This window comes from Coleofasciculus sp. E2-BRE-01 (assembly GCF_040221695.1).
In the GTDB taxonomy this organism is placed as follows: Bacteria; Cyanobacteriota; Cyanobacteriia; order Cyanobacteriales; family Coleofasciculaceae; genus Coleofasciculus.
In genome coordinates this window covers 1-23322 of the sequence record NZ_JAVKEA010000234.1, presented here as the reverse complement: position 1 = coordinate 23322, position 23322 = coordinate 1, and the positions used below count along the sequence as shown (strand labels likewise).

General features: G+C 47.1%; 15 protein-coding genes. 9 read left to right on the top strand and 6 right to left on the bottom strand.

Going from position 1 to position 23322, the window contains the following annotated elements; genetic code table 11:
- Window positions 1–5: 5 nt before the first annotated feature.
- Window positions 6–581, top strand: a complete 576-nt coding sequence (locus RIG66_RS31975; RefSeq protein WP_446383878.1) for a Uma2 family endonuclease — start codon at window positions 6–8, stop codon at window positions 579–581.
- 211 nt (window positions 582–792) lie between these two features.
- On the opposite strand, the gene RIG66_RS31970 is transcribed toward RIG66_RS31975, so the two are convergent.
- The 3 genes from RIG66_RS31970 to RIG66_RS31960 all read right to left on the bottom strand — a co-directional run bounded on the left by RIG66_RS31970 (window position 793) and on the right by RIG66_RS31960 (window position 2309).
- Complete coding sequence (locus tag RIG66_RS31970) at window positions 793–1281, bottom strand: hypothetical protein (RefSeq protein ID WP_446383876.1); 489 nt, start codon at window positions 1279–1281, stop codon at window positions 793–795.
- Window positions 1282–1305: 24 nt separating this feature from the next.
- A complete protein-coding gene (locus RIG66_RS31965; RefSeq protein ID WP_446383874.1) occupies window positions 1306–1851 on the bottom strand; it encodes a GNAT family N-acetyltransferase in 546 nt (181 codons plus the stop codon).
- 227 nt (window positions 1852–2078) lie between these two features.
- The gene (locus tag RIG66_RS31960) at window positions 2079–2309 is read right to left on the bottom strand and encodes a hypothetical protein (RefSeq protein WP_006098794.1); all 231 of its coding nucleotides are present in this window, start codon (window positions 2307–2309) and stop codon (window positions 2079–2081) included.
- 468 nt (window positions 2310–2777) lie between these two features.
- Between RIG66_RS31960 and RIG66_RS31955 the strand changes: the two genes are divergently transcribed.
- The 3 genes from RIG66_RS31955 to RIG66_RS31945 all read left to right on the top strand — a co-directional run bounded on the left by RIG66_RS31955 (window position 2778) and on the right by RIG66_RS31945 (window position 10522).
- Window positions 2778–8549: a translocation/assembly module TamB domain-containing protein gene (locus tag RIG66_RS31955; RefSeq protein ID WP_446383870.1), complete on the top strand. Its 5772-nt coding sequence runs from the start codon at window positions 2778–2780 to the stop codon at window positions 8547–8549.
- Between the two features lie 115 nt (window positions 8550–8664).
- Window positions 8665–9324: an SDR family oxidoreductase gene (locus tag RIG66_RS31950; protein ID WP_446383868.1), complete on the top strand. Its 660-nt coding sequence runs from the start codon at window positions 8665–8667 to the stop codon at window positions 9322–9324.
- Window positions 9325–9526: 202 nt separating this feature from the next.
- Window positions 9527–10522: a glycerophosphodiester phosphodiesterase gene (locus tag RIG66_RS31945; RefSeq protein ID WP_446383928.1), complete on the top strand. Its 996-nt coding sequence runs from the start codon at window positions 9527–9529 to the stop codon at window positions 10520–10522.
- Window positions 10523–10761: 239 nt separating this feature from the next.
- On the opposite strand, the gene RIG66_RS31940 is transcribed toward RIG66_RS31945, so the two are convergent.
- The gene (locus RIG66_RS31940) at window positions 10762–10962 is read right to left on the bottom strand and encodes a hypothetical protein (protein ID WP_446365367.1); all 201 of its coding nucleotides are present in this window, start codon (window positions 10960–10962) and stop codon (window positions 10762–10764) included.
- Between the two features lie 835 nt (window positions 10963–11797).
- Here RIG66_RS31940 and RIG66_RS31935 point away from each other — a divergent pair.
- The 4 genes from RIG66_RS31935 to RIG66_RS31920 all read left to right on the top strand — a co-directional run bounded on the left by RIG66_RS31935 (window position 11798) and on the right by RIG66_RS31920 (window position 17682).
- Window positions 11798–11998: a hypothetical protein gene (locus RIG66_RS31935; protein WP_446383866.1), complete on the top strand. Its 201-nt coding sequence runs from the start codon at window positions 11798–11800 to the stop codon at window positions 11996–11998.
- A 111-nt stretch (window positions 11999–12109) separates the two neighbouring features.
- The gene (locus tag RIG66_RS31930; protein WP_446383864.1) at window positions 12110–14392 is read left to right on the top strand and encodes a two-partner secretion domain-containing protein; all 2283 of its coding nucleotides are present in this window, start codon (window positions 12110–12112) and stop codon (window positions 14390–14392) included.
- A 342-nt stretch (window positions 14393–14734) separates the two neighbouring features.
- A complete protein-coding gene (locus RIG66_RS31925) occupies window positions 14735–16666 on the top strand; it encodes a CHASE2 domain-containing protein (protein WP_446383862.1) in 1932 nt (643 codons plus the stop codon).
- A 155-nt stretch (window positions 16667–16821) separates the two neighbouring features.
- The gene (locus RIG66_RS31920; RefSeq protein WP_446383860.1) at window positions 16822–17682 is read left to right on the top strand and encodes a DUF928 domain-containing protein; all 861 of its coding nucleotides are present in this window, start codon (window positions 16822–16824) and stop codon (window positions 17680–17682) included.
- A gap of 97 nt (window positions 17683–17779) precedes the next feature.
- Here RIG66_RS31920 and RIG66_RS31915 read toward each other — a convergent pair whose 3' ends face one another.
- Window positions 17780–20398 (bottom strand): CHAT domain-containing protein, encoded by a 2619-nt coding sequence (locus RIG66_RS31915; protein WP_446383858.1) that lies wholly within the window; start codon window positions 20396–20398, stop codon window positions 17780–17782.
- Between the two features lie 479 nt (window positions 20399–20877).
- On the opposite strand from RIG66_RS31915, the gene RIG66_RS31910 reads away from it, so the two are divergent.
- Window positions 20878–22512 carry a ShlB/FhaC/HecB family hemolysin secretion/activation protein gene (locus RIG66_RS31910; RefSeq protein WP_446383856.1) on the top strand — a complete coding sequence of 545 codons (1635 nt, stop codon included), beginning with the start codon at window positions 20878–20880 and terminating at the stop codon, window positions 22510–22512.
- Window positions 22513–23197: 685 nt separating this feature from the next.
- Here the strand turns inward: RIG66_RS31910 and RIG66_RS31905 are convergent.
- Window positions 23198–23322 (bottom strand): transposase (locus RIG66_RS31905; protein ID WP_446379313.1); only part of this gene is annotated, 125 nt, incomplete at its 5' end.

The window sequence follows — 23322 nt, the reverse complement described above, 5'->3', positions numbered from 1 at the left end:
ATAAAATGACGGCTTATACCATAGATTTTAACCCAGTTATTCAGTTAACTGATGACCAATTTTATCAGTTATGTCGGGCTAATCCTGATCTGAAATTTGAACGCAATTCCCACGGAGAATTAATTATTATGCCCCCCACTGGCGGAGAAACCGGGAATCAAAACTTTGAACTTGTCATTGATTTTGGGTTATGGAATCGCCAAACTCGATTAGGGGTTGGGTTTGACTCCTCTACCTGCTTTAAACTTCCTAATGGTGCCAATCGTTCTCCTGATCTGGCTTGGGTGAGACAGGAACGGTGGGATGCTTTGTCTCCAGAACAACGCACCAAGTTTCCGCCAATTTGCCCCGATTTTGTTGTGGAACTGATGTCTCCTTCCGATACGTTAAAAGCCACCCAAGATAAAATGAAGGAATATATTGACAATGGCGTCCGTTTGGGCTGGTTAATTGCGCCGGAACAGAGGCGAGTAGAAATTTATCGTTCCCAGCAAGCTGTTGAAATTTTAGAGGCTCCAGATACTCTTTCGGGAGAAGAGGTGTTACCCGGATTTACCCTGAATTTACGCCCTCTTTGGTGAAAATTCGTAGTTCGTAGTAAGGGCTTTAGCCCTCAACAAGCCTAGGCGAAGAGAATTCACGGAACTCGACCCACTCACCTATAACCTACACCAACTGGATTATACACATTAATGGTTGGGAGCAGGGCGGGTTTATTGAATTAGGGGGTTTGTCGCCCCAGGTAACGGTAAAACCCGCCCCTACAAGTTCATTTGATTATCATAACGCGGCTCAAGCCGTCTTCACCCTTTGCACTCTCTCAACTACCTGTTCGCGCACATAGTTTCCCGCCGTTACTGCAATCCGTTCCCAATCCTCTGGTGTTAAAATATCCCGTAATACTTCGGGCAAACCAGCTCGAAGTGTCTGGCTATCTCCTGGTGAGGTGGTTAAATCTTCCTCTAATACAGCCAACAACTGCTCCTGCACGTTTGGAGTAGGATGAAGCAACCGCTCCATGAGTAATTCTCGTCCACAAACCAGTGCCGCATCAGCTCCTACTCCTAAATTCCAATCTGCCAAAAGTTCCTTAAAAGCTTGCAGTACAATTGAGCGTAACCGAACCAATTGGCTATAGTTTTCTGGATTTGCCATTACTGCTCCCAGATTAGCTCCCCAGTCAAACCCCGCACTGATATCACAATCCGCTTCCGCTTCCAAACGCACGGCTTCCCTGAGCCATTCTTCATCATAAGTGAATGTTTGCCAATCAAACTGCATCTAAAATTGCCTCCCCTCAATTTACTATCGTCTGAGCCGTCCATACTCGAAGTAAATCAAATCCTCTTTATCCGCATCAGCTCCAAAGTTCATCATATTCCTGGAATCGTAGAATCGTTCTGCTCCGGGTAATGCATGGAGAGCCACTCTACCTTCATATCCTAAGTTTAAACTCCTAAACCGGGCAAAATTTAATAACACAGTTCCCACACCCTTCAACTCAGGAGGTTGTTGAATTGCCCTTCGATTCCAAGGTGCTGAGGCTAAAGCTTCAATGTAGACCAGTCTTTGTCCGATTTCAACCTGAGAACGATGTTGCTGAGTTTCCAACCATAATAGTCCTTGGGTTTTTTCCTGATACTCAATCGCATAACTTTCATAGTTATCCCAAGAACCAGAAATGCGTTTCTTAAATAGCCAATCCCAATACTTATCATCTTGACGATATAGCCTTAGCTGTTCTCTCCACAAATTCTCAACGTCATCAATGTGGTTCTGGGTGAGAGTAAGTAGAACCGCCTCAACGATTTGATTATCAATTCCTTGAATAAGCTGTACAGAGCGCCGCAAACGTATATCTCCTGATTCGACTTATCCATTAACTGACAATTCGAGGTTATAGGCAGGCACATTTTTCCATAATGAAAAGTATACCAGAAAATCGTGTGATTAAACCCTTACAAATGAAGGACGACGTAACTTGCTCCGTGTCGGGAGCGAGTATGACGAATGACAATCTCCACCGTTAACTTTTATTGTGCCGACCTACTTAAGTTCTACCTTAGAGGCTTCTGCGTTTAAACGGCTTGAGACTCTAATGAACAAACCCGCTCATTCAGGCGTGATACGATCCTTAACTCGTGGGGATAGCGGGGACGTGGATCATCCACTAACCAAATCGGGGGAACCATCATGGGTTCATAAAAGTCAATACGATGTGTGGTTCCTGGTTGTGCTTTCAATTCCACCAGAGAACCGGGTAGATATTCAAAGGCTTCATCCCAATCGATCGCTGTCTCGACATCCATAAGATTATATCAATGTGATTACCGCAACCTACCCACCGATCCACTGCACTGATCTGAGTCAAAACTCTCAGGTAGATTCTATTTCTGTATCTAATGATACTTTTTTGCGGTAATGATCGTCTATTTCTGGAGGAATAAATTTACAAATCCTGACATTCTCAGGTTTTGATGACAAGACAGCAGAACTGACATAAGGCAGAAATAACGCCAACCGCTAACATCTCCCCCATCTGACACACCGAGCGAAGTCGAGGTGTTCCCCAGCTTTCCCAGCTTTCCCAGCTTTCCCAGCTTCGCCAGCTTTCCTTGACCAAACGAACTGAGTCATCTACCCCTATGGGGGGAATTGGCGTATTCTAGTATCCGTCTATAGTAAAAAACTAAGCCTTCCCTGACTGAACATTAGCTAGCGATCGCACTCACCCAGCAACCTAACCCCCTTCTCTTTCCCGGCGTGAATTAAGGACTATGACCAATGTACCCCCTCCCAGTAATGAACCGGAATCCAATTCCAATCCGCAACCGGAATCTCCACCTCCCAGGCGCTCGCGGCGTCGGCGTTGGTTAATTGGGATCAGTATCATCCTGCTGGTGGGAATCGCTGGGGGGATGGGTTTTGCGTGGTATTTTATCCAACAGATGTTGGCACCCTTGGTGGCGAGAAACCTCACCCAACTCCTGCAACGCCCCGTGGAAATTGGCGAGGTTGAACGCTTTTCTCTGAATGGGTTGCGGTTTGATAGCGCCGCCTTACCCCCTACGGATACTGAACCCGATCGCGCCTCCATTGAAGCGGTGGAAGTTCAGTATGATTTACTTCCCCTGATATTCGACCGTCGGTTAGAATTAAAGGTTACCCTAATTGAACCTGATGTCTATATCGAACAAGCCGTCGATGGATCATGGATGCCCTTGGAACTTAAAGAGCAAGGAGAACCGGGTCCAATTGAGGTAGATTTGCAACAGTTAGGGGTACGGAATGCTGATGTACAGCTTGTGCCTCGATCCACGGAAGGCAAACAGCAATCCCCCGTCGCGATCGCAATTCCCCAAGGAAGTAGTCAATTCTTACAGGATAATGAGATTATTCGCTTCGATGTCCAAGGTGAAATCGCTAGTGGCGGAACCTTTAACCTGAAAGGGGAACAGCTTTTCCCGACTAGCACCACTCATTTACAGGTTAATGGGCAGAATGTCAATGCCAGTACCTTAAATCGCCTAATTCCCCTCCCCCTAGACGTAAAAGCAGGTAACGTCGGCGGGGACTTAGAAATCACGGTTAAACCCGATCAACCCCTCCAGTTTCTGGGAAACGCCACCCTCAACAACGTAACCGCCCAAGTTCCCCAACTTCCCCAAGCCTTTGCCAATACCAATGGACGACTACGCTTCAAAGAAACAACCATTCGCTTAGAAGATGTCACCACCCAATTCGGGCAAATTCCCGCCACTGCCAATGGTAGTGTGGATCTAGAGACAGGATTTAATCTCACCGCCCAAACCCAAGCGATACAGATTAAGCCTGTTTTGCAAACCTTTAATCTGGAAGACACGCCCGTTCCCCTGTCCGGAGAAGTCAAAGCCGCCCTGCTAGTCACAGGTTCGTTGACTCAACCTGTGGTTAAGGGAGAAGCCGTCACCACGAAACCGACTCAGATTGATCGCGTCACCTTCAGCACGATCAGTACCGATTTTACCCTCACCACACCCGCCCAACCGCAAGATCCCACCCGCCTCGCCGTTCGCAACCTGCAAGCCCAACCCGCCATCGGCGGCAAAATTACTGGAGAAGGTGTCATTGAACTAGGGGAAAAGGGAGGGTTACAATTTACCCTGCAAGCCAATAACCTGCCAACCACTGCACTGGCAAAAACCTACAACACCACCCTACCCATTCCCGTCGGTAATCTATCCGGAACCGCCAGAATTTTCGGTCCCTTGGATAATCCGCAAAACATCCGCGCCACAGGAAGGGCGACGGTGCAAGCGGCTGGGGGTACAGTAACAGCGACGAATTTGCAAGTTCTGGATAATCGTCTCACCGCCTTAGTCCAAGCCCAAGGGGTGGAACTGTCTCAACTGGCTGATGTGCCATCGCAATTTCAGGGGACGGTAGCGGGTCAGTTTACCCTATCAACCCCTTTGGATCAGTTTGCCTTATCCCAGATTCGCGCCCAGGGTAGGGGACGCCTAAATCTGGCAGGGGGAACGATTGGCGTCGAGAATATCCAACTGTCCCAAGGGCGCTGGCGGGCTAATGTTGATGCCAATGGGGTGCAGTTGGGAGAGTTAGCCCCGCAAATTCCGGACGCCCTACAAGAACCGATCAACGCCACGTTTGCCCTGTCTGGTTCTCTGGCAGATCCCTCGATTTCTGGGATTAGTGGAATCGGTCAAGTGACGCTGACGGCGGCTGGGGGACGGATTAATCTGGAGGAGGTGACTCTGGACAAGGGGCGTTGGCAAGCCCGGATAGACGCGAATCGGATTCAGTTGGCAGAATTTGTGCCTCAATTACCGCCTCAATTGGAGTCGCCTTTTAGTGGTACGTTTGTGGCGTCGGGTTCCTTGGATGAGTTTTCCCCATCAGCGATTAATGTAGCCGGTGAGGGACAACTGAATGTGGGTGGGGGAACCGTTCAGGTGTCGAATTTAGATGTAAATGCTGGTCGTTGGCAAGCTACAGTGGCGGCGAATCGGGTGGGATTGGCGGGGGTTGTGCCTCAGCTACCGTCACAATTGTCAGGGAATTTAACCGGAATCATGAATCTGTCTGGGAGTCTGGATCAGTTAGCGCTGGAAACGATTCGGGGGGATGGGAATGCCCTGGTTAATTTGGCAGGAGGTGTGATCCGGGCAAGGGAGATTAATCTCGCCGCCGGACGTTGGCAGGCAGATGTGCAAGCAGCGGGGCTGGAGTTGGCGAGGTTAGCGCCGGAATTACCGCCCCAATTTGCTGGGGTGTTTGCCGGGAATTTTGACCTGTCGGGGTCTCTTGAGAAGGTGGCACTGGATCAGATTCAAGCCCAAGGTCAGGGCAGATTAGCCGTGGCGGGAGGTACGGTGAGGGCGACGGGGGTACAGTTAAATAATGGAACGCTACAAGCCCAGTTAAACCCGGACGGGATAGAATTAGCACGGTTTGGGGAACAGTTGACAGGAACCTTAAGCGGCAATGTGGATGTCTCCACCAGTTTAGAGACATTAACCCCGGAAGCGATCGCGCGATCGCTAACGGCGGCGGGTCAACTGCGATTTAGTCAAGGATTTGCCCTGATCGACCGTCCTGTCGATACCACATTTCGCTGGACAGGTCAAGGGATAGACCTGCAACAGTTAACCGCCGAGGGACTCTCTGCTAGTGGGTTTATTGGGGTGAATCCTGCCCAGTTGGATCAGGGAATTGGGGCGGTGGGGAATTTTAACCTGGATGTGGCAGCAAATAACTTAGAGTTAACCGAACTCTCGGCGTATTTACCCCCAGCCGCAGCGGATGTGGATGTGGCGGGATTGGCAGATTTTACGGGTACAATTGCCGGGACAGTGACGAATCCTCGTGTTCAGGGGAATTTGGAACTGGAAGACTTTGCCGTCAGTGGTTTGACATTTGAAGAGGAACTCGCTGGTCCAGTGAGGGTGATACCCGGAGAGGGTGTGGAACTCGATCTACAAGGTGAGACCGATCAGATTGAAGTAGCCCTGGGATCGGATTATCTTCCTGTTTCCTTTAACATTCGTCGCGGGGATGCGATCGCAACGGGGACACGCCAGGGTAATGTGCTACGGGTGAATACAGAAAATATTCCCATCGCCTTGATTAAAGATATCGCCCCGGTGCCTGCCGCCCTGCAGACTCAACCCTTGGTGGGTGATATTTCTGGGGAAGTCGCAATTAATTTGAATACCTTTGACGTGGCGTTAGACCAAGTGGAATTAACCGGTCCAATTTTTGGCAGTCGTTTGCCAGGGGAAGCGACACCAGGGGAAAATCTGTATAGCCTATCGGGTCGAATTCAACAAACACCCACGGGTCCTCAGTTTCAAGGGACGCTGAATATTGAACAGGGGCAACTAGAAACCCTGGTGGGGGGCCTACAGTTAATCAACTTGACCACAACACCACCCACCACCCCCACCGCACCCTTGGATATTGCCCAAGTGGGAATGCCCCAAGCCAAATTACACACCCAACTGCGCCGTCTCTCGGAAATTGAAACCCTGCTGCGACAGCAGCAACAGGCGGAGGAAGAAGCAGAGATTCTGCCTGATTTAGAGGAGTTAGATGGCATCTTTAGTGGTACGGTACGAATTAGTGGCTCGTTGGCATCGGGAATTAATGCCAAATTTGACATCGAGGGACAAGACTGGGAATGGGGTGATTATCAGGTTAACCAGGCAACGCTTCAAGGCAGCTTCCAAGAGGGGGTACTGACGCTACTTCCGGTTACCTTGCGATCGGGAGAGAGTTTTGCTACATTTTCCGGGACGATTGGTGGTGAAACCCAATCGGGTCAGTTACGCCTAGAAAACTTCCCCATCGCCCTAATCCGAGACGTGGTGGATTTACCACCTGCGATCGGCTTTGTTACTGGCAATCTGGACGCCACAGCCACGCTTTCGGGGAGTTTAGCGAATCCCCAAGCCAGAGGATCAGTGACGGTAACCGATGCGACGCTGAATCAAGAAGCGATTGAAACCTTGCAGGGGAGTTTCAGTTACAGTGATGCCCGATTGCGGTTCTTAGCCGAAAGTATACCCACAGACGAGGGTGAACCTCAATTGGTGGTTCAGGGGAGTATCCCTTACCAGTTACCTGTTCCAGACGCGATCGCCCCAGAGAGTGAGGAACTCCGCCTGAGTGTGAATGTGGAAGACGAGGGGTTGGCTTTATTAAATATCCTTACCCGCCAGCAAGTTGTCTGGAGGGGGGGAAGCGGAAGCGTGAATTTGGATATTCAAGGCAGCTTTGATCAAGAAGAAGGTCGTCCCAGAGGAGTGAGGGCACAGGGAACTGCGATCGTAGAAGGGGCGACGATTGCCTCACAAACCCTACCTGAACCGCTGACTGATGTGACGGGGGAAATTGAGTTCAACTTTGACCGGGTTGATGTGAATAGCTTGACGGCGAACTATGGTGGCGGTCAAATTACGGCAGCCGGAACCCTGCCCATCTCTCAGCCCATTCCTCAGCCAAATCCACTAACTGTGAATATTGGGCAACTGGCAATTAACCTGAAAGCCCTATATCGAGGTCAGATTCAACAAAGTCAGGTGGTGTTGACTGGGACAGCATTGAATCCCACGATTGGTGGTGAAATTAACTTAGTTGATGGTACTGTACCACTACCTGAGCAAGATGGCGGTGCGGGAACTGCTGTAGGAACTGGGGGTAATACGGAGGAGGGTATTGTTTTCGAGTTTAATGACTTAAAAATTACCCTGGTGGAAGATATTCAAATTAGAAAGGCACCGATTTTGAATTTCCTTGCCGAAGGGACTCTAATAGTGAATGGAACCTTAGAAGATTTGAGACCCAATGGGGTGATTCGGTTAACCCGGGGTCAGGTGAATTTATTTACCACTCAATTCCGGTTGGCGCGGGGGTATGAAAATACAGCGGAATTTATTTCCGGTCAAGGACTTGATCCTTATTTAGATGTGCGTTTAGTCACATCAGTTGCCGAAGCCACCCAACGGCGACTACCTACAGACGCTGAGTCCGCCGAAATTGCTGATGTGCCTGATTTTGAGTTGGGCGCAGTGCAAACGGTTCGGGTTGTCGCCCAGGTGGAAGGACCAGCGTCTCAACTGGAGGATCGGTTGGAATTGACGAGTACACCGGCACGCAGCGAAGCGGAAATTGTGGCGATGTTGGGTGGGGGATTTGTGGATACCTTAGGGCGAGGGGATAGTACGTTGGGGTTGGCGAATCTGGCGGGTTCAGCGGTGTTGGGACCGGTGGGTAATTTTATTGCGGATGCGTTACCGTTGAGTGAGTTTCGCCTATTTCCGACGATTATTCCTGATGATGAAGAACGGGCTTCGAGTTTGGGATTTGCGGCTGAGGCGGGGGTTGATATCACGCAAAATTTCTCGGTGTCGGTGTTGAAGGAGTTAACCACTGGGGAACCGTTCCAATACAATCTGCGTTATCGGCTGAATGATAATGTTTTATTGCGAGGGGGAACTGATTTTTCTGGGGATAGTCGGGCGATTATTGAATACAGGCGGCGATTTTAGCGCGGGGGTGTAGGGGCGGGTTTTACCGTTGGCGTTAGCCTGTCTAAGGTGGAAGCGCTATCAGTATTGTTTTCAATCTGGCACAATAGCGTAGGGATTAAATTTACAGATAAATATGGCAACTTATTTAGTAACAGGCGCAAACCGAGGTATCGGCTTAGAGTATTGCCGACAGCTAACCGAACGAGGAGAAACCGCGATCGCAGTTTGTCGAAAAACGTCTGAAGCCCTCGACAGCTTGGGCATCCGGGTGGAGACGGGGATTGATATCACCTCAGATGACTCTGTTGCTGACTTAGCATCTCGTTTAAAGAATACTCCTCTCGATGTATTGATTAACAATGCCGGAATTTTGCGGAAAAATACCCTCCCCCAGCTTGACTTTGATGCCATTCGGCAGCAGTTTGAGGTCAATGCGTTGGGCGCGTTGCGTGTCACCCAAGCGTTACTCCCCAATTTGGGTACGGGTACTAAGGTTGCAATTATGACTAGCCGCATGGGTTCTATTGAAGACAACACTTCTGGTAATTCTTATGGCTACCGCATGTCTAAAGTCGCCGTTTCCATGGCGGGTAAGTCTCTATCAATTGATTTAAAACCCCGTCAAATTGCCGTGGCTATTCTCCATCCGGGTATGGTGAGTACAGATATGACAGGTCATAATGGTATTCCTACCCAGGAAGCCGTTCAGGGACTTTTAGCCCGCATTGATCAGCTCAACTTGGAAAATTCTGGTACGTTTTGGCACGCGAAGGGGGAAGTATTACCGTGGTAAGCTCAGTTCAGTCGCTCGAAAAGTTTTCGGTTGAGATCGCTCCAGGAGCCGGGTTGTAGGGGCGGGTTTTACCGATAGCATTTTGGAGACAACCTCTAAATGAACTAAACCCGCCCTTCTGTGGGAGCAGGGGATGGATGTTCCAAATGCGCCATGGTGCGTCTGGGGAGAAGACAATAAAAAGAGGGGCATATATATAAGGATGCGATCGCGTGACCAAAAATCCCGTCCTTTGGTGATTGCTCACCGAGGCGCAAGTGGCTATCGTCCCGAACATACCCTCGCGGCTTATGAGTTAGCGATACAGATGGGGGCGGATTATATTGAACCCGATTTGGTGATGACACAGGATGGGGTATTGGTGGCGCGTCACGAGAATGAAATTTCGGGTACTACCGATGTGGCGACTCGTCCAGAATTTCGCGATCGCCAAACCACTAAAATGATTGATGGGCAAACTGTCACGGGTTGGTTTGCTGAGGACTTTACTCTGGCAGAACTAAAAACCCTACGAGTCAAAGAACGATTACCTCACCTGCGTTCGCCAGAATTCGATGGGTTGTTTGATATCCCTACTCTGGTAGATATTATTGAGCTAGTTCAACGTCAAAGTGCAGCAACTGGACGCATGATTGGCATTTATCCAGAAACCAAGCATCCCACCTACTTTAACGCGATCGGACTCTCGTTAGAAGAACCGTTGGTAAATATCCTCAACCAGTACGGATTGGGCGATCGCACTTCCCCTGTGTTCATCCAATCCTTTGAAACGGCGAACTTGAAAGCGCTCAAGCAAATCACCGATGTATCCTTGGTACAGTTAGTGAATGACATCGGTCAACCCTACGATTTTATTGCTCATCCTCAACACCATGACAATAGCAATCGGACGTATCGAGATCTGGTAACGCCTCAGGGGTTAAGGGAAATTGCTGATTATGCAGATGCGATCGGAGTTAACAAACGTTTAATTGTACCCACGGGGGCGGATGGTTACTTATTACCCCCCACCTCGTTACTCGATGACGCTCATGCTCAGGGTTTGCAGGTTCATGGTTGGACATTCCGCAATGAAGAGGTTTTTCTCGCCCCCGACTATCAAGGTAATCCTGAATTGGAGTATCAGCAATTCTATCGGCTAGGAATTGATGGACTTTTCAGCGATTTTCCAGACACGGCGCTTCGCGCTGGGCAATAGGCAATAGGCAACACCTCGGACTTCGGCGTGAGCGCGGCAACTGAGCCTGTCGAAGTTCAGTCGAACGCTTACCTCGACTTCGCTCGGTAACACGCTCGGTGTGTCATAGGCAATAGGGGGGAGAAATACTGATTATATAGGGCTTTTAGCAGTTATTCAGCCTTTTGATTTGTAAATAGACCAGCGCGACCTGCTGTAACTGAAATGCTTACTAGAGTTGGATTGTAGCGATTTATGGTTCAAGGCTCATTGGGAAAATAGTCTCTTGAGATGGCTGCCCACTTGATCAGATGAGACTGAGTTGACTTCCCTTTCACCGAATTTTCACGATTGAGATCTTTAATGCGGGTGGATGTGAGTTCAAGGTAAGCGTGTTGCTCAATCAAGGCAATGGAGTTAAGTATCTTTCCGCCCAAAATAAACTTAAAGGCAAGATTCATGGGATTTTCCCGCTATACAGATGTAAGGGGTATGTCTGGAACAACCTGCGAGGGAAAGAGTTCTATCTTCAGGAGGCTGAGTAAAATTACTTACTTGTAACTCAGTATGGTGGGAGATGTGAAGCGAAACCATGTCAGTAATTCTATAGTAAGTTTAAAGTTACGAATTATTGCGTCATAATCCTTAATATAAGCAAATATAAGCAAATCTTACATTACAACTCTTAACATAAACTTACTTTGTTAAAAAACTCTGACAAAAGAATAAAAAGCAACCCATGTACCATAAGGATTTCACGGTTGCAACCCTCCAGCGAAGAATCGATATATCTCACTTGCACGGAAAAGAGAAGTCCCATCCGGCTCGACGAATAATTTAATCTGATTCAACGGATAACCGTAAATCAAACACCACTAAACCCAGGATGTATTTCAAATGTATTTCGGTTCGACTACAGTCATAGCCTATAGTCTAGAGTTTTGGGTATTACGTTTAATTGCATCTAACGCCGTAACTTCGGTGTACTCCTTACTCCAGAACTTATGTAAAGAAAACTTAAGCCATAAGATACGCTTATTAAGGGTGTATGAACTCTCAATGAAGCTTTGATAAAGATCACAGATTCTGTCTTTTCTCTTGCTATAGTTTAATTATAGAGCAGTGGCAGAAAAAGATTTCTCTCAAACTTCTACTAATCGGGTGCGCCACTGATAGGGTAACTCCAACAACTGAATAAAAAGTCTCTGATAAGAGCAATTTATCTCTCAAAATTTTAGGGCTAGGTGAATCAGCACCAAGTTCACAGGTTCGTACATCTACTCGGAGAAAAGAAAAATGAAACTCGTTGCATCTACCGCGATCGCTCTCAGTCTAACATTTTCTACTCAAGTTGGAGTAGCTCCTGTTTCCGCTAATGACAGCATGGAGAATAGAGTTAGGCAAGACCAGCCTGTGAGTCCTCAACAGCAGATAGAGGATGCGACCACAACAAATGCTTGCTATCCTGTTTTATGGTTTTGCCTTAGGGGTGTATAGTCTTATAAAATTTTAAGAAAGAAAGCGTCTGTTACGATTCAAACCTAATGGTAGCCTAAAATTTAGGAGTGTGATTTGCTAGACTTCTATTATGAACCATGAGGTCTTGGTATGATACAACGCAGTTACTTAGACTGGCTTTTGTCGGTAATTTTATTTTACTGTATAATTCCAGTCAGCTCGGTTCAAGGGCAAATTATCCCGGATGAGACGTTACCCACTACAGTTAATACTTCCGATAATTTGAAATTCACGATTACTGGGGGGAGTCAAATCGGAGGTAATCTTTTTCATAGCTTTAGTGAATTTTCTGTGCCATCGAATGGGTCAGCTTTGTTTGACAACAATTTAGATGTTCAGAATATCATCAGCCGTGTAACCGATCAATCAATCTCAAAGATTGATGGCTTACTTCAAGCCAAAGGGACTGCAAATCTATTTCTCCTCAATCCTAACGGCATTGTATTTGGTTATAATGCTTCACTAGATTTAGGTGGTTCTTTTGTTGCCACTACAGCCAATAGTATAAAATTTGCCGATAGTACAGAGTTCAGTGCGACTAACTTATCAGCTTCACCTATACTGACTGTCAGTGTTCCGGTAGGACTACAATTTGGAGACACTATTGGGCAGATTGTAAATCGCTCTCAAGCTAGTCCAGAGGGAGCTATTAACGCGAGCAGAAGACCTGTTGGTCTACAAGTATCAACAGGTCAAACCTTAGCCATTTTAGGTGGTGATGTCCTTTTAGAGGGTGGCAATTTAACTGCACCTGGAGGTCGGATTGAGATAGGTAGTGTTGCTAGTCCAAGTCTGGTTAAACTGCGATTCACCAGCCAAGGTTTAGCTTTCAGCTATGAAGAAATACAAGATTTTCAAAATATTTATCTATCCCGGCTAGCTACCATTGATGTGACAGATCTCAGTCCTTTATTGGGTAGTGGTGATATCGGTAGTGGTGATATTAATGTGCAAGGTGAAATCGTAAGACTCACTGATGGTTCGACGATTTCATCTAATACTTTCGGTTCTGTATCAGCAGGTACTGTGGCGGTTACAGCTTCGGAGTCAGTAGAAATTATAGGGACTTCAGATGATGGCTTTTCGAGTAACTTAAACACTTTGACAGTGGGTAATGGCAATGCAGGAGACTTGGATATTACTACTAAGCGATTAATAATCCGAGATGGGGCGGGAATATCCACTGGTTCTTTTGTCTTTCCCATGCAAGATCCTAGCTCTGTTAACGGTCGGAGTGGAAACTTGACAATAAATGCATCAGAGTTAGTACAAGTCAGTGGTAGATCCCCATCCATTGGATCGAGTGAATTAACTGTTGGCACTCTAACCAATGGAAATGCTGGAAATTTGCAAATTAATACAGCTCGGCTGATTATTCAGGATGGAGGAAAAGTATCAGCCGCAACTTCTGGTCAAGGTCGGGGGGGGATTTTAACGGTAAATGCTTCGGATTCTGTGGAAGTAATTGGCACAGTTATTGATAAAGACGCTCTGGTTATTCCCAGTACCTTGGAAGTTTCCAGTGAAGGAACGGGTGATGCAGGAAATTTAGCGATCACAACCAACAACTTGAGACTCCGAGACGGAGGCGAGATTAGGGCGACCTCAGATCAAGCAGGAGGAGGTAACATCGACATCACGGCTGAAGATATTCGCCTACGCGACGGTAGCTTGATTAGTAGCAGCGTTTTTGAGAGTGTTGGCGGCGGCGGCAATATCACGATTGACTCCGATGTTTTTATCGCCCTAGAAGATAGTGATATTCTGGCAAATGCTGTTGATGGCAGGGGCGGCAATATCACCATTATCTCTCCCGTATTTCTGGCAGACTTTTTCTCCAGTGGTCAAGGGACAGCCGTAGGTCGCAACCCAGGTTCGTTCGAGCCATTTCGGAGTAATGATCGGGTTGATATCTCAGTTGACGCATTAGGTAGCGGTGATACGGGTAATTTATTTATATCCTCGCTAAATTTGAATCAAGATTCCCTCTCGCCACTATCGACCAATTTTCTGCCGCCGGAACAAGTGATTGCCGATAGTTGCCTTACCCATCGCAATAAGGAGCAAGGTAGCTTTATCGTTACAGGTACGGGTGGTTTACCGAATAACCCCTATGAGCCGTTACAGGGTCGCTATTCCGTTACTCAGGTTCAGGGAATTACTGGCGATGCTGGACAACAAGCTACTGCACCAACCGTCAATTCTCAATCCTCAACCCCCAGTTTCTGGAAACCCGGCGACTCAATTCAAGAAGCTCAAGGTATGATAGTAACGTCTGATGGACGTGTCGTCGTGGGTACGGCTCCTGAACTGGTGGCGATCGCGAATGCTGATGATTTAATCTGCTATCAGGCTGCATCACAAGAGGAATAGGCTGCGCGATCGTTTTACCCAACCGACTGGAACTTATGGGCAAAACTGACAGGCTCCCGGAGTCGGGGCGGGTTTAGTCAAGTTATCGGTTTGTGAAAAAATGTTATCGGTAAAACCTGCCCCTACACCCTTTGCTTTCAGCGTCAGTTGACACCAATGATAGCGATGCGCCTTGATCAGGGATAATTTTCCAAAAATGGTATTCCAGAGAGCGCAAATTTAAAGTTTTTGTAATAATTTATTCCTTCAAACCTAATTTTTCGGTTCTAATTACTTCGCCCTTGAATAAGGTTAAGGAGAGAGATCTAGCTTTCTAACCATCAAGGAGCGCTAAAAAATAAGATGTGGAAAGACCTTAAACAAAAAATTTGGGCAGGGCGAGGCGTCTGGACGGTTGCTCCTGGTGTGGCTGGACTCGTTATTCTATTGCGACTTCTCGGCTTTTTACAGACTTGGGAATGGGCAGCTCTTGACCAATATTTTCGTTGGCGTCCTCAAGAACCTGTGGATGAACGAATTCTGATTGTGGGAATTAGTGAGGCGGATCTAAAAAAGGTCGGACAGTGGCCCATTCCGGATAATGTGCTAGCTGAACTCCTCAAAAAAATTAAAGCGCAAAACCCGAGAGTGATTGGTCTTGACCTGTATAGAGATTTACCGGTTTTGCCCGGTCATGACGAATTAGTCAATGTTTTTGAAACGACTCCCAATTTAATCGGGATAGAAAAAATTAATCAGCAAGATCCTAGCGCTAGTGTAGCTCCTCCACCCGTGCTAGATCAACGCGAACAAGTTGGGTTTAATAACGTGGTGATTGATGCGGATGGTAAACTGCGTCGATCATTGCTTTATATGCTAGACAACGATCAAGTCAGCTTCTCTTTTAGTATGAGATTGGCATTGATGTATTTAGCAGAGCAAGACATCATATCTCAACCCTCCCAAACAAATCCCCTAATGATTCATTTAGGAAAGGGGACGTTTCAACCTTTTTCAGCCAACGATGGTGGTTATGTGAGTGCTGATGACGGGGGATACCAGATTTTGTTAAACTATAAGGGTCCGGCTCGTACCTTTCCCAGGGTGTCATTGACAGAGGTACTCGAAGACCGGATACCACCAGACTTAATGCGCGATCGCCTCGTTTTAATTGGGGCAACGGCAACTAGCCTGAATGATTTCTTCTACACCCCCTATAGTGGTGATAAAATTGCCACCCAAGAGCGCACACCTGGGATAGAAGTTCAGGCTAACATGATTAGTCAATTGCTGAGTTCAGCCCTAGAAGGGCGTTCTGGACTGAAAACTTGGTCGGAACCAATCGAAGGGATCTGGATTTTTCTCTGGTCTTTGACGGGTGCAACCCTGTGTTGGGTGTTGCGAGATGCAGGAGGTTTAGCTAAATTACTCCCTCGTTGGACAGTAATCAGCCTTTTGTTCGCACTTGTCGGTCTGGTCGGGAGCAGCTACTTAGTCTTTATCATCAGCAGTTGGTGGATTCCTGTGATTCCCCCAGCTTTGGCGTTATTGGGTGCCGCTACAGCAACGACAGGGTACATCGGCAACTTCGAGCGTGAAGAGCGACACATCGTTATGAATTTATTCGGTCGCCATGTCACCAAGCAAATCGCCGAAGCAATTTGGCGCGATCGCGAACAACTTCTCAAAGAAGGACGTCTACGTGGTCAGAAGATGACTGCCACGGTTCTGTTCTCAGACCTGAAAGGGTTTAGTACAGTAGCAGAAAATATGGGTTCAGAAGTGCTGATGGCTTGGCTGAATCAATATATGGATGCCATGGCGGGAACGGTGCTAGATCAGGGCGGTGTTGTGGATAAGTTTATCGGAGATGCAGTTATGGCTGTGTTTGGTGTACCGATTAAACGCACGACATCCGAGGAAATTGACCAGGATGCGATCGCGGCAGTAAACTGTGCGTTAGCCATGGCACAAAAACTGCAAACCCTGAATCAAGAATGGCAACGTCAAGGCTATCCGCAAACAGCAATGCGCGTGGGAATTGCCACCGGAGATGTCGTCACAGGTAGCTTGGGGAATGCTCAACGGCTTGACTACACCACCCTAGGAGATAGCGTAAATGTAGCGGCTCGATTAGAAAGTTACGATAAAACTCTCGATGGAGGAATTTGCCGGATTTTAATCAATGAAGAAACATACCAGCATCTACACAATCAATTCCCCACAAAACAAATCGGTCAGGTGAGACTCAAAGGGCGCGAACAGTTAACTGCCGTTTATCAAATTTTGCTGTAGTTGTTCAAAATGCCATGTATAATGATTTAGATTTTGTCAGCCAATAGCGCTATTGAGTCCAAAAGTCTTCAGGCAAAATTTTTCCACAGCTGGAGTAGGTGCATCACATCCCAACCCTTTGTAAAAGACCCTTATGAAACGAAGGACTTAATCTCATGAACACCACTCGGCAAAAATTAGTAACCATCATTGCCGGGACAGCTTCAATTGTTTCCCTGCAAATGTTCGGCTTTTTAGACCTACCTGAACTCCGGATTTTTTCGTCATCGAAGAATTTAGAAATTCTGACCTCGATTTGGAACGATTTACCTGCCAACGCAGAGTTAAACAAAACGTCAACCCATCGTTCGTCTAAACAATATATACCACCCGTGGCAAGTAATCCACGGCGGACAATAGGCTCGGGTTCACGCGGCTGTCGCCAATCGTTAACCAACGATTTAGTCACATTGTTGATCCCATCCGAAGAGTATGCTGGACAAACCACATCCGGTCATCCTACCTTTTTCTGGTACTTATCACAGCCTGTACCTGAAGGTGTACCGATGCGGTTTGCTCTCGTGGAACCTGGAGTTCCAGAACCGCTCTTTGAGAAACAGATAGACTCTCCCAAAGTCGGGATGATACAGTTGCAAGTGCCGAAAGACCGACCCGAATTGCAAACTGGACGAACCTACAAATGGTCAGTCACTCTGGTTTGTAATTCCAAGCATCCATCGGCTAATCCCGTATTCATTAGCTGGATTGAGCGGGTATCCACACCAACCGCTTTAGAACCACAACGGCTATCTACTCCTCCGGCTAAGAATAATATGCCAACACAGGTGTGGCGCGATCGCGCTTGGAGTTATGCTGAGGCTGGGCTTTGGTACGATGCCTTAGCCGCAATGTCCAAAGTTGAAACCGCGAATTCTAATGAGCTAGCCACCAACGATGATTTCCTGGCTCTGCTGGAGCAAGTTGGCTTGACTCAAGTGACGCAGCAAGAACGGCTTAACATTGCCAAAAGACCGTGACTGTCGAAGAGAAAGCGGATAAAGCGTGAACATTAGTGCAATACCGGGAGTAGGGATACACCATGTAACCCTGCTCCCTATTTTAGGGGCTGCTGAACTAACTCCAATTCCCAATCAGAATAAACGGCGACCAAACCCCTGGATGATTATAGTTGACATTAGAAATCATCTTTAGCTGCGCCTGTCTTAACGCTTCTGCCCGGGTAATATCCGGTTGGCGCAGTTGGCTATAAAATTCGGCAATCAGCGGTACAGTTGCTTCATCATTGATATACCACAGCGTCGCTACCGCACTCTCAACACCCGCTCGAACAGCGACACCCGCAATTCCTAAAGCGGAACGATTGTTCCCTGTCGCCGTTTGGCAAGCACTCAAGGTGAGCAATTTCACCGCTTCTCGACGACCGCGAGACCGTAAGAGATTGTCGAGTTCTTCAATACTAATTTGTTGATCATAACCCAGTATAAAGGTACTCTGGGAATCAACACCAAATTTTCCATGGGTTGCCATGTGAACCACGGGAAAATTGTTGCGTCGTAGTTTGGCTTGCAAGTTCGAGAATGTAAATTCCTGATCAATTAACTCTGTCCCGCCTAAGATTTCTTCAACCACATTTAACTCAGCTTCTACATTCGTCAGGGGGGCAAAGGGAGGTTTGGCAACAGTTAAACCCAGGCTCAGCGCTCTTAACTGATTGTGATCTAACGGTTGGCTGGTGGTTAATGACAGACTGGGAGTAATCGCAATGGGATATTTCTCAATCAAAAACGTTTGACCATCATGCAGCGCACTCATGGGTATCTGACGTAAGACGCCATCGTTGATGAAGACTAACGTCTTGGGTTGCATGACGGCTAAATCAGCTTCCATGGGGCGAATCAGCCGATTATAAATTTTCTGCGCTTGAGGGATATACTGCTCTGTGGTGCGTAGTTCCAGAAAGTAGCGTAACTGCTCGATCTCAACTTCCATCTCTTCCTTGCTGATCGGGATAGGATAGTTTTGCAGGGAACCATCAGGCGATCGCAGGATCATTTCGGTGCGATCGTTCAAAATGATGGAATAGATGACAGCAGCATTGGCATCCGCTAACCCTTCCTCATTTTGCGCTTTGTCTTTGGCGACTTGCACGCATTCATCGCCGAAAAAGTTTTCCAATTCTGCCAGTTTGAGCAGTTCGACGATATCAATTACCTCTTTGAGAGGTGAAACCCTTCGACTTCGCTCAGGGTTAACCGTTTCCTGGGAGTTGACTTCGCTCAAATCGCTACTGGAAGCATTGAGGAGCAAATCAATTAATTCTCGATAAATGGGTTCAACCTGTTCCCGGAAATCTAGTTGTAATTCTTTATTGGTGACTAAATCGCCGCGAATATTTTGCAACGTCGCGATCGCCCCTTCATAAGCAGAAATGGCGGAGGCGATGTTACCTCTGGCTTTCAGCATCCGCCCCGCTTGCCATTGCCAGCGATATAAACTATCAGAGGATTGAATTTGCTGGGCGCTAAATTCAGCTTGGCGGGTTAAATTCATTGCCGTGCTGTAGTCTCCGGCTGATTCATACACCTGTCCTAAGCTCCCTAGGGCAAAGGATTGGGCTTTGTCATCGCCAATTTTTTGGGCTACTGTTAACGCTTGGGTTAAAAGCTGGATCGACTCCTGAATTGAAGCCTCTGACTCGATCTGTTGAAAACTCTCGGCTAGGTGAATCAGGGTATAGGCTTTCTGTCGTGAATCAGGTATTCCAGGGAGGAGTTCTCTGACTCGTTGCCAATTGCTCTGAAGAAATGCCCGATCGCCCTCACTCAAGGGTTGGGCTGAATTGTCAGCGACAGTAGCGGAATGACGACTAATCACCCAGCGATTTAAATTCATTAAGGCTTTAATTTCGGTCAAACTGCCTAAAGCTTGAGCTGTTTCCAGACTTTGCTCAAAGAATAGTCTGGCTTGCGTCCAATCCTGAAGCGCCTCTTGGGTTAAGCGTGTCGCCTCTTGAATATCTCCTTCTAACTCAGCCACCTCCGCCTGATAACTGGATCGGCTGGCTCTGCTGACATAAACATTTCCCACGTTATTTAAAGCCGTGGCGATAAAACTGTTATTATTCAAGGCGCGGGCAATTTTTAGGCTCTGTTTGTGGGCAGAAATCGCCTGATCATAGTTGCCTAAACTCCAGTGGGCATTACCTAAAGCACCTTGAGCGGCAGCTTCTGCTAAGGAATCTTGGTATTCAGTGGCGAGTTCAATGGCTGACTCTAAGATAGTAATCGCTCGCGGATGTTGTCCCAAATCATTGTAAGCTTGGGCTTGTTCGGTTAATAGCCCAGCTATCCGTTTCTGGTTTTCGGCATCCGGTGAAGCCTGGTAAATTTGAATCGCCTTTTCCCAGTGCGCGATCGCCTGAGCCAGTTCCCCCGTTTGCCGATAGGCTAAAGCCAGGTTATTGTGAACAATTGCTCGATCATTTTCGTCGGTAATTTGAGGTAAGGCTTGTTCCCATAAGTTAATGGCTTGGGAAAATTCTCCGATTTGATAGGATGCAATTCCCTTGGACACGAGCTGTTTTTCAGAAGCCGGTGTGAGCAATTGCTGCTGTTGAATTTCTGTGGCGGGTTCGGCTTGCCCAGTGGACCAGGGATGAAAGCTGATACAAAAGACAAGGCTGGCTAAAGATAATCCAATAAATCGACGCCAAAACTGCCAACCGTGGGACATTTTTCGGAACAATGATAACAATTAACTCTATTTTATAAAATTTTTATCGGAACTGGGTGATCTGAATTTGAGAGTTTTTGGGTTTCTCAACGGATAAAAACAGGGGACAAAGCGTCTCCTAAGCTGCTACTATATTGTATTTCTTCCGGTCACTGATGCTGAAAGTAGAACAAGAAATAAAAGAATATTACCGAGTATGAATGCTATGGGGGATCAATTGAGGTTTTGGCTCACTAAATGCTTGATAGCGATCGTCAGAATAATTAGGACAGGATTAACGGCTCTGAGATACTCGAATCAACCGTTTATTCTCTGCTGCTTACCCTCTCCCTTTTGCGATCAACAGTCCGGGGTTTCTCTGCATCCTTGTCAACTGATGAGCTGGGCGCTACTGTTTTATGTTTAAATGCTTTCTTTGGGCTTTAAATTTGGTGTATTTGAGCTGGAGTGGTATCGCCTTCGCTCAGGGTTTACCATCGATGAGCCAAACGACTCCAGAGATTCCACCGGGTATCCTGGAACCCACTCGTCCCAATCTGCCTTCTTTGCCGACGACGCCCCCAGAGACGCCTCCATCACTTCCCCCCCTCACACCCACCCCAGAACCCTTTCTGACGCCAGTACCCGATTTGGAGGTTAATGTCACGGTTGAACGAGTTGAGGTATTAGGGAGTACGGTTTTTTCCCCGGCTGAATTGCAAGATGCTGTTGCACCCTTTATTGGTCAAAATGCTTCCTTTGAAGAACTCTTAGCAATTCGCACCGCAATTACTGAGTTATATACAGACAATGGCTACACTACCTCAGGTGCTTTTCTTCCGTCTCAGGATATTACCGATGGTGTGGTGAGTATTCAGGTGGTTGAAGGGGGCATTGAACGCATTGATATTCAAGGATTAGAGCGTTTGCGGGATGACTACGTGCGATCGCGGATTCAGTTGGCGACGCAAACCCCGGTGAATATTCGTCGCTTGGAGGAAGCGTTGCAACTGCTGCAACTTGATCCGGTACTCGATCAAATTCAAGCCGAGTTATCAGCCGGAACCATGGCGGGAACCAGTGTGTTAACCCTAGAGATAGAAGAAGCAAAACCTTGGACAAGTGCTGTAATTGTCGAGAATCGAGATTCTCCCAGTGTGGGTTCCTTGGGGGGAACCGTGAGAGTCGAGAATCGAAATCTCTTGGGATTAGGCGATCGCATCAGTGCCGATTATGGCATAACCGAAGGGGTGGATCAGTATAGTCTGAGCTATGAAATTCCCCTCAATCCCAGGGATGGTACGTTAAGTCTCAGCTATAACCGTAGCGATAGTGATATTGTTGAAGATCCGTTTTCGGTCTTAGATATTAACTCCAACTCAGAAACCTTTTCTGTTGGGTTTCGCCAACCGATTGTCCATACGCCAACGAGTGACTTTGCCTTATCCTTGTCCCTGGATTTGCGTCAAAGCCAAACCTTTGTCCTAGATGATATCCCCTTTTCCTTTTCCCTGGGACCCGAAGATGGGGAATCGAAAGTAACTGTGGTGCGGTTTAGTCAAGACTGGCTTAACCGTTCTACTGATCGCGTCTTAGCCGCGCGATCGCAGTTTAGTTTTGGCTTGGATGCCTTTGACGCCACCATCAATGACACGGGTACGGATGGGCGGTTTATGAGTTGGGTGGGACAGTTTCAGTGGGTGCAGGCTTTAGGGGCTGATAGTATCATTATTGCTCGCGCTGGGGCGCAATTATCGAATGATTCGCTCTTACCGCTAGAACAGTTCAGTATGGGTGGAATTGATACCGTGCGAGGGTATCGCCAAAATCAGCGCGTGGCTGACAATGGAATTGTTGGTTCTGTGGAAGTTCGTTTCCCGATTATCAGCCAACCGGAGGGAATTGGAATTGTGCAAATTGCTCCGTTTTTTGATATTGGCACAGTTTGGAATCACGAAGATGAGGTTACTAATCCTAACACCTTAGCCAGTCTTGGGTTAGGACTGTTGTGGCAACGTGATCCCTCGTGGTCCGCACAACTGTATTGGGGAATTCCCCTGAATAGCGTTGAGGATGAAGGCGGTTCTCTACAAGATAATGGGATTACTTTTTCTATTATTTTTCAACCCTTTTAACCGTTACTTTTCACGGGATCTGGAAAACCTCTTTCCAAACCTCTCTCCTGCAAGGAGAGAGGCTTTGAATTCTCCCTGCCAAAAAATTCATGTTCATACCAAATCCGCGTTTGAAACCGCCTTTATCCCTTTAGTATAGCGACCGCCAAGGCGGTTAGGACGCTAGAGAGTTTTACTATAACGCTTATATAGAGCTTCCATGAGTGAAAAATTATTTATTGATACTTGAGTAAAGGACTTTCAGACCGCTACGCTCGATTTTCCACTGCCCGCACGCGCCAATGCAAATTAGTAGTTTCCAGTATTAAATTGGTAATGGCGCGGCGGGCAGTCCGCTATCGCCGGAAAATCGCTGAAAGTCCTTACACCATACACCGTGCTTCCCGATTACCTATTACCTATATACAACAACCAGCAGAAAGCCTTACGGTGAGGCAGTGGGAGAGTGTTTGGCTACAGGGAACTTCAGTTTTACTTTAGTTGCGATCACGCCAATGTTTGGCTCAGTCTGTTCCCCTTCAGGAGGCAGTCGCTAAGTAGGGCTTGCTGAATAAGTCGGAGAAAAATAACCGATTGACTAATTAGTTATTTAACTATTAATAAACATAAATATTTCCAGCTTTATTTTCTCTTAATGATAAGGTTTGATCATGATTAAAGCCTGAAAAATACGGGTCTTCCGTACTTAGTGTGCTAAACCGTTAGGATAATGCCACAGAAGTAAAGCGCGTATTGTAAAATTATTAAAGTTCCTGAAGCCAAATCCACACCGTTTTAATAGTTTCAGCTTATTGTTAACTCCTTCAACTA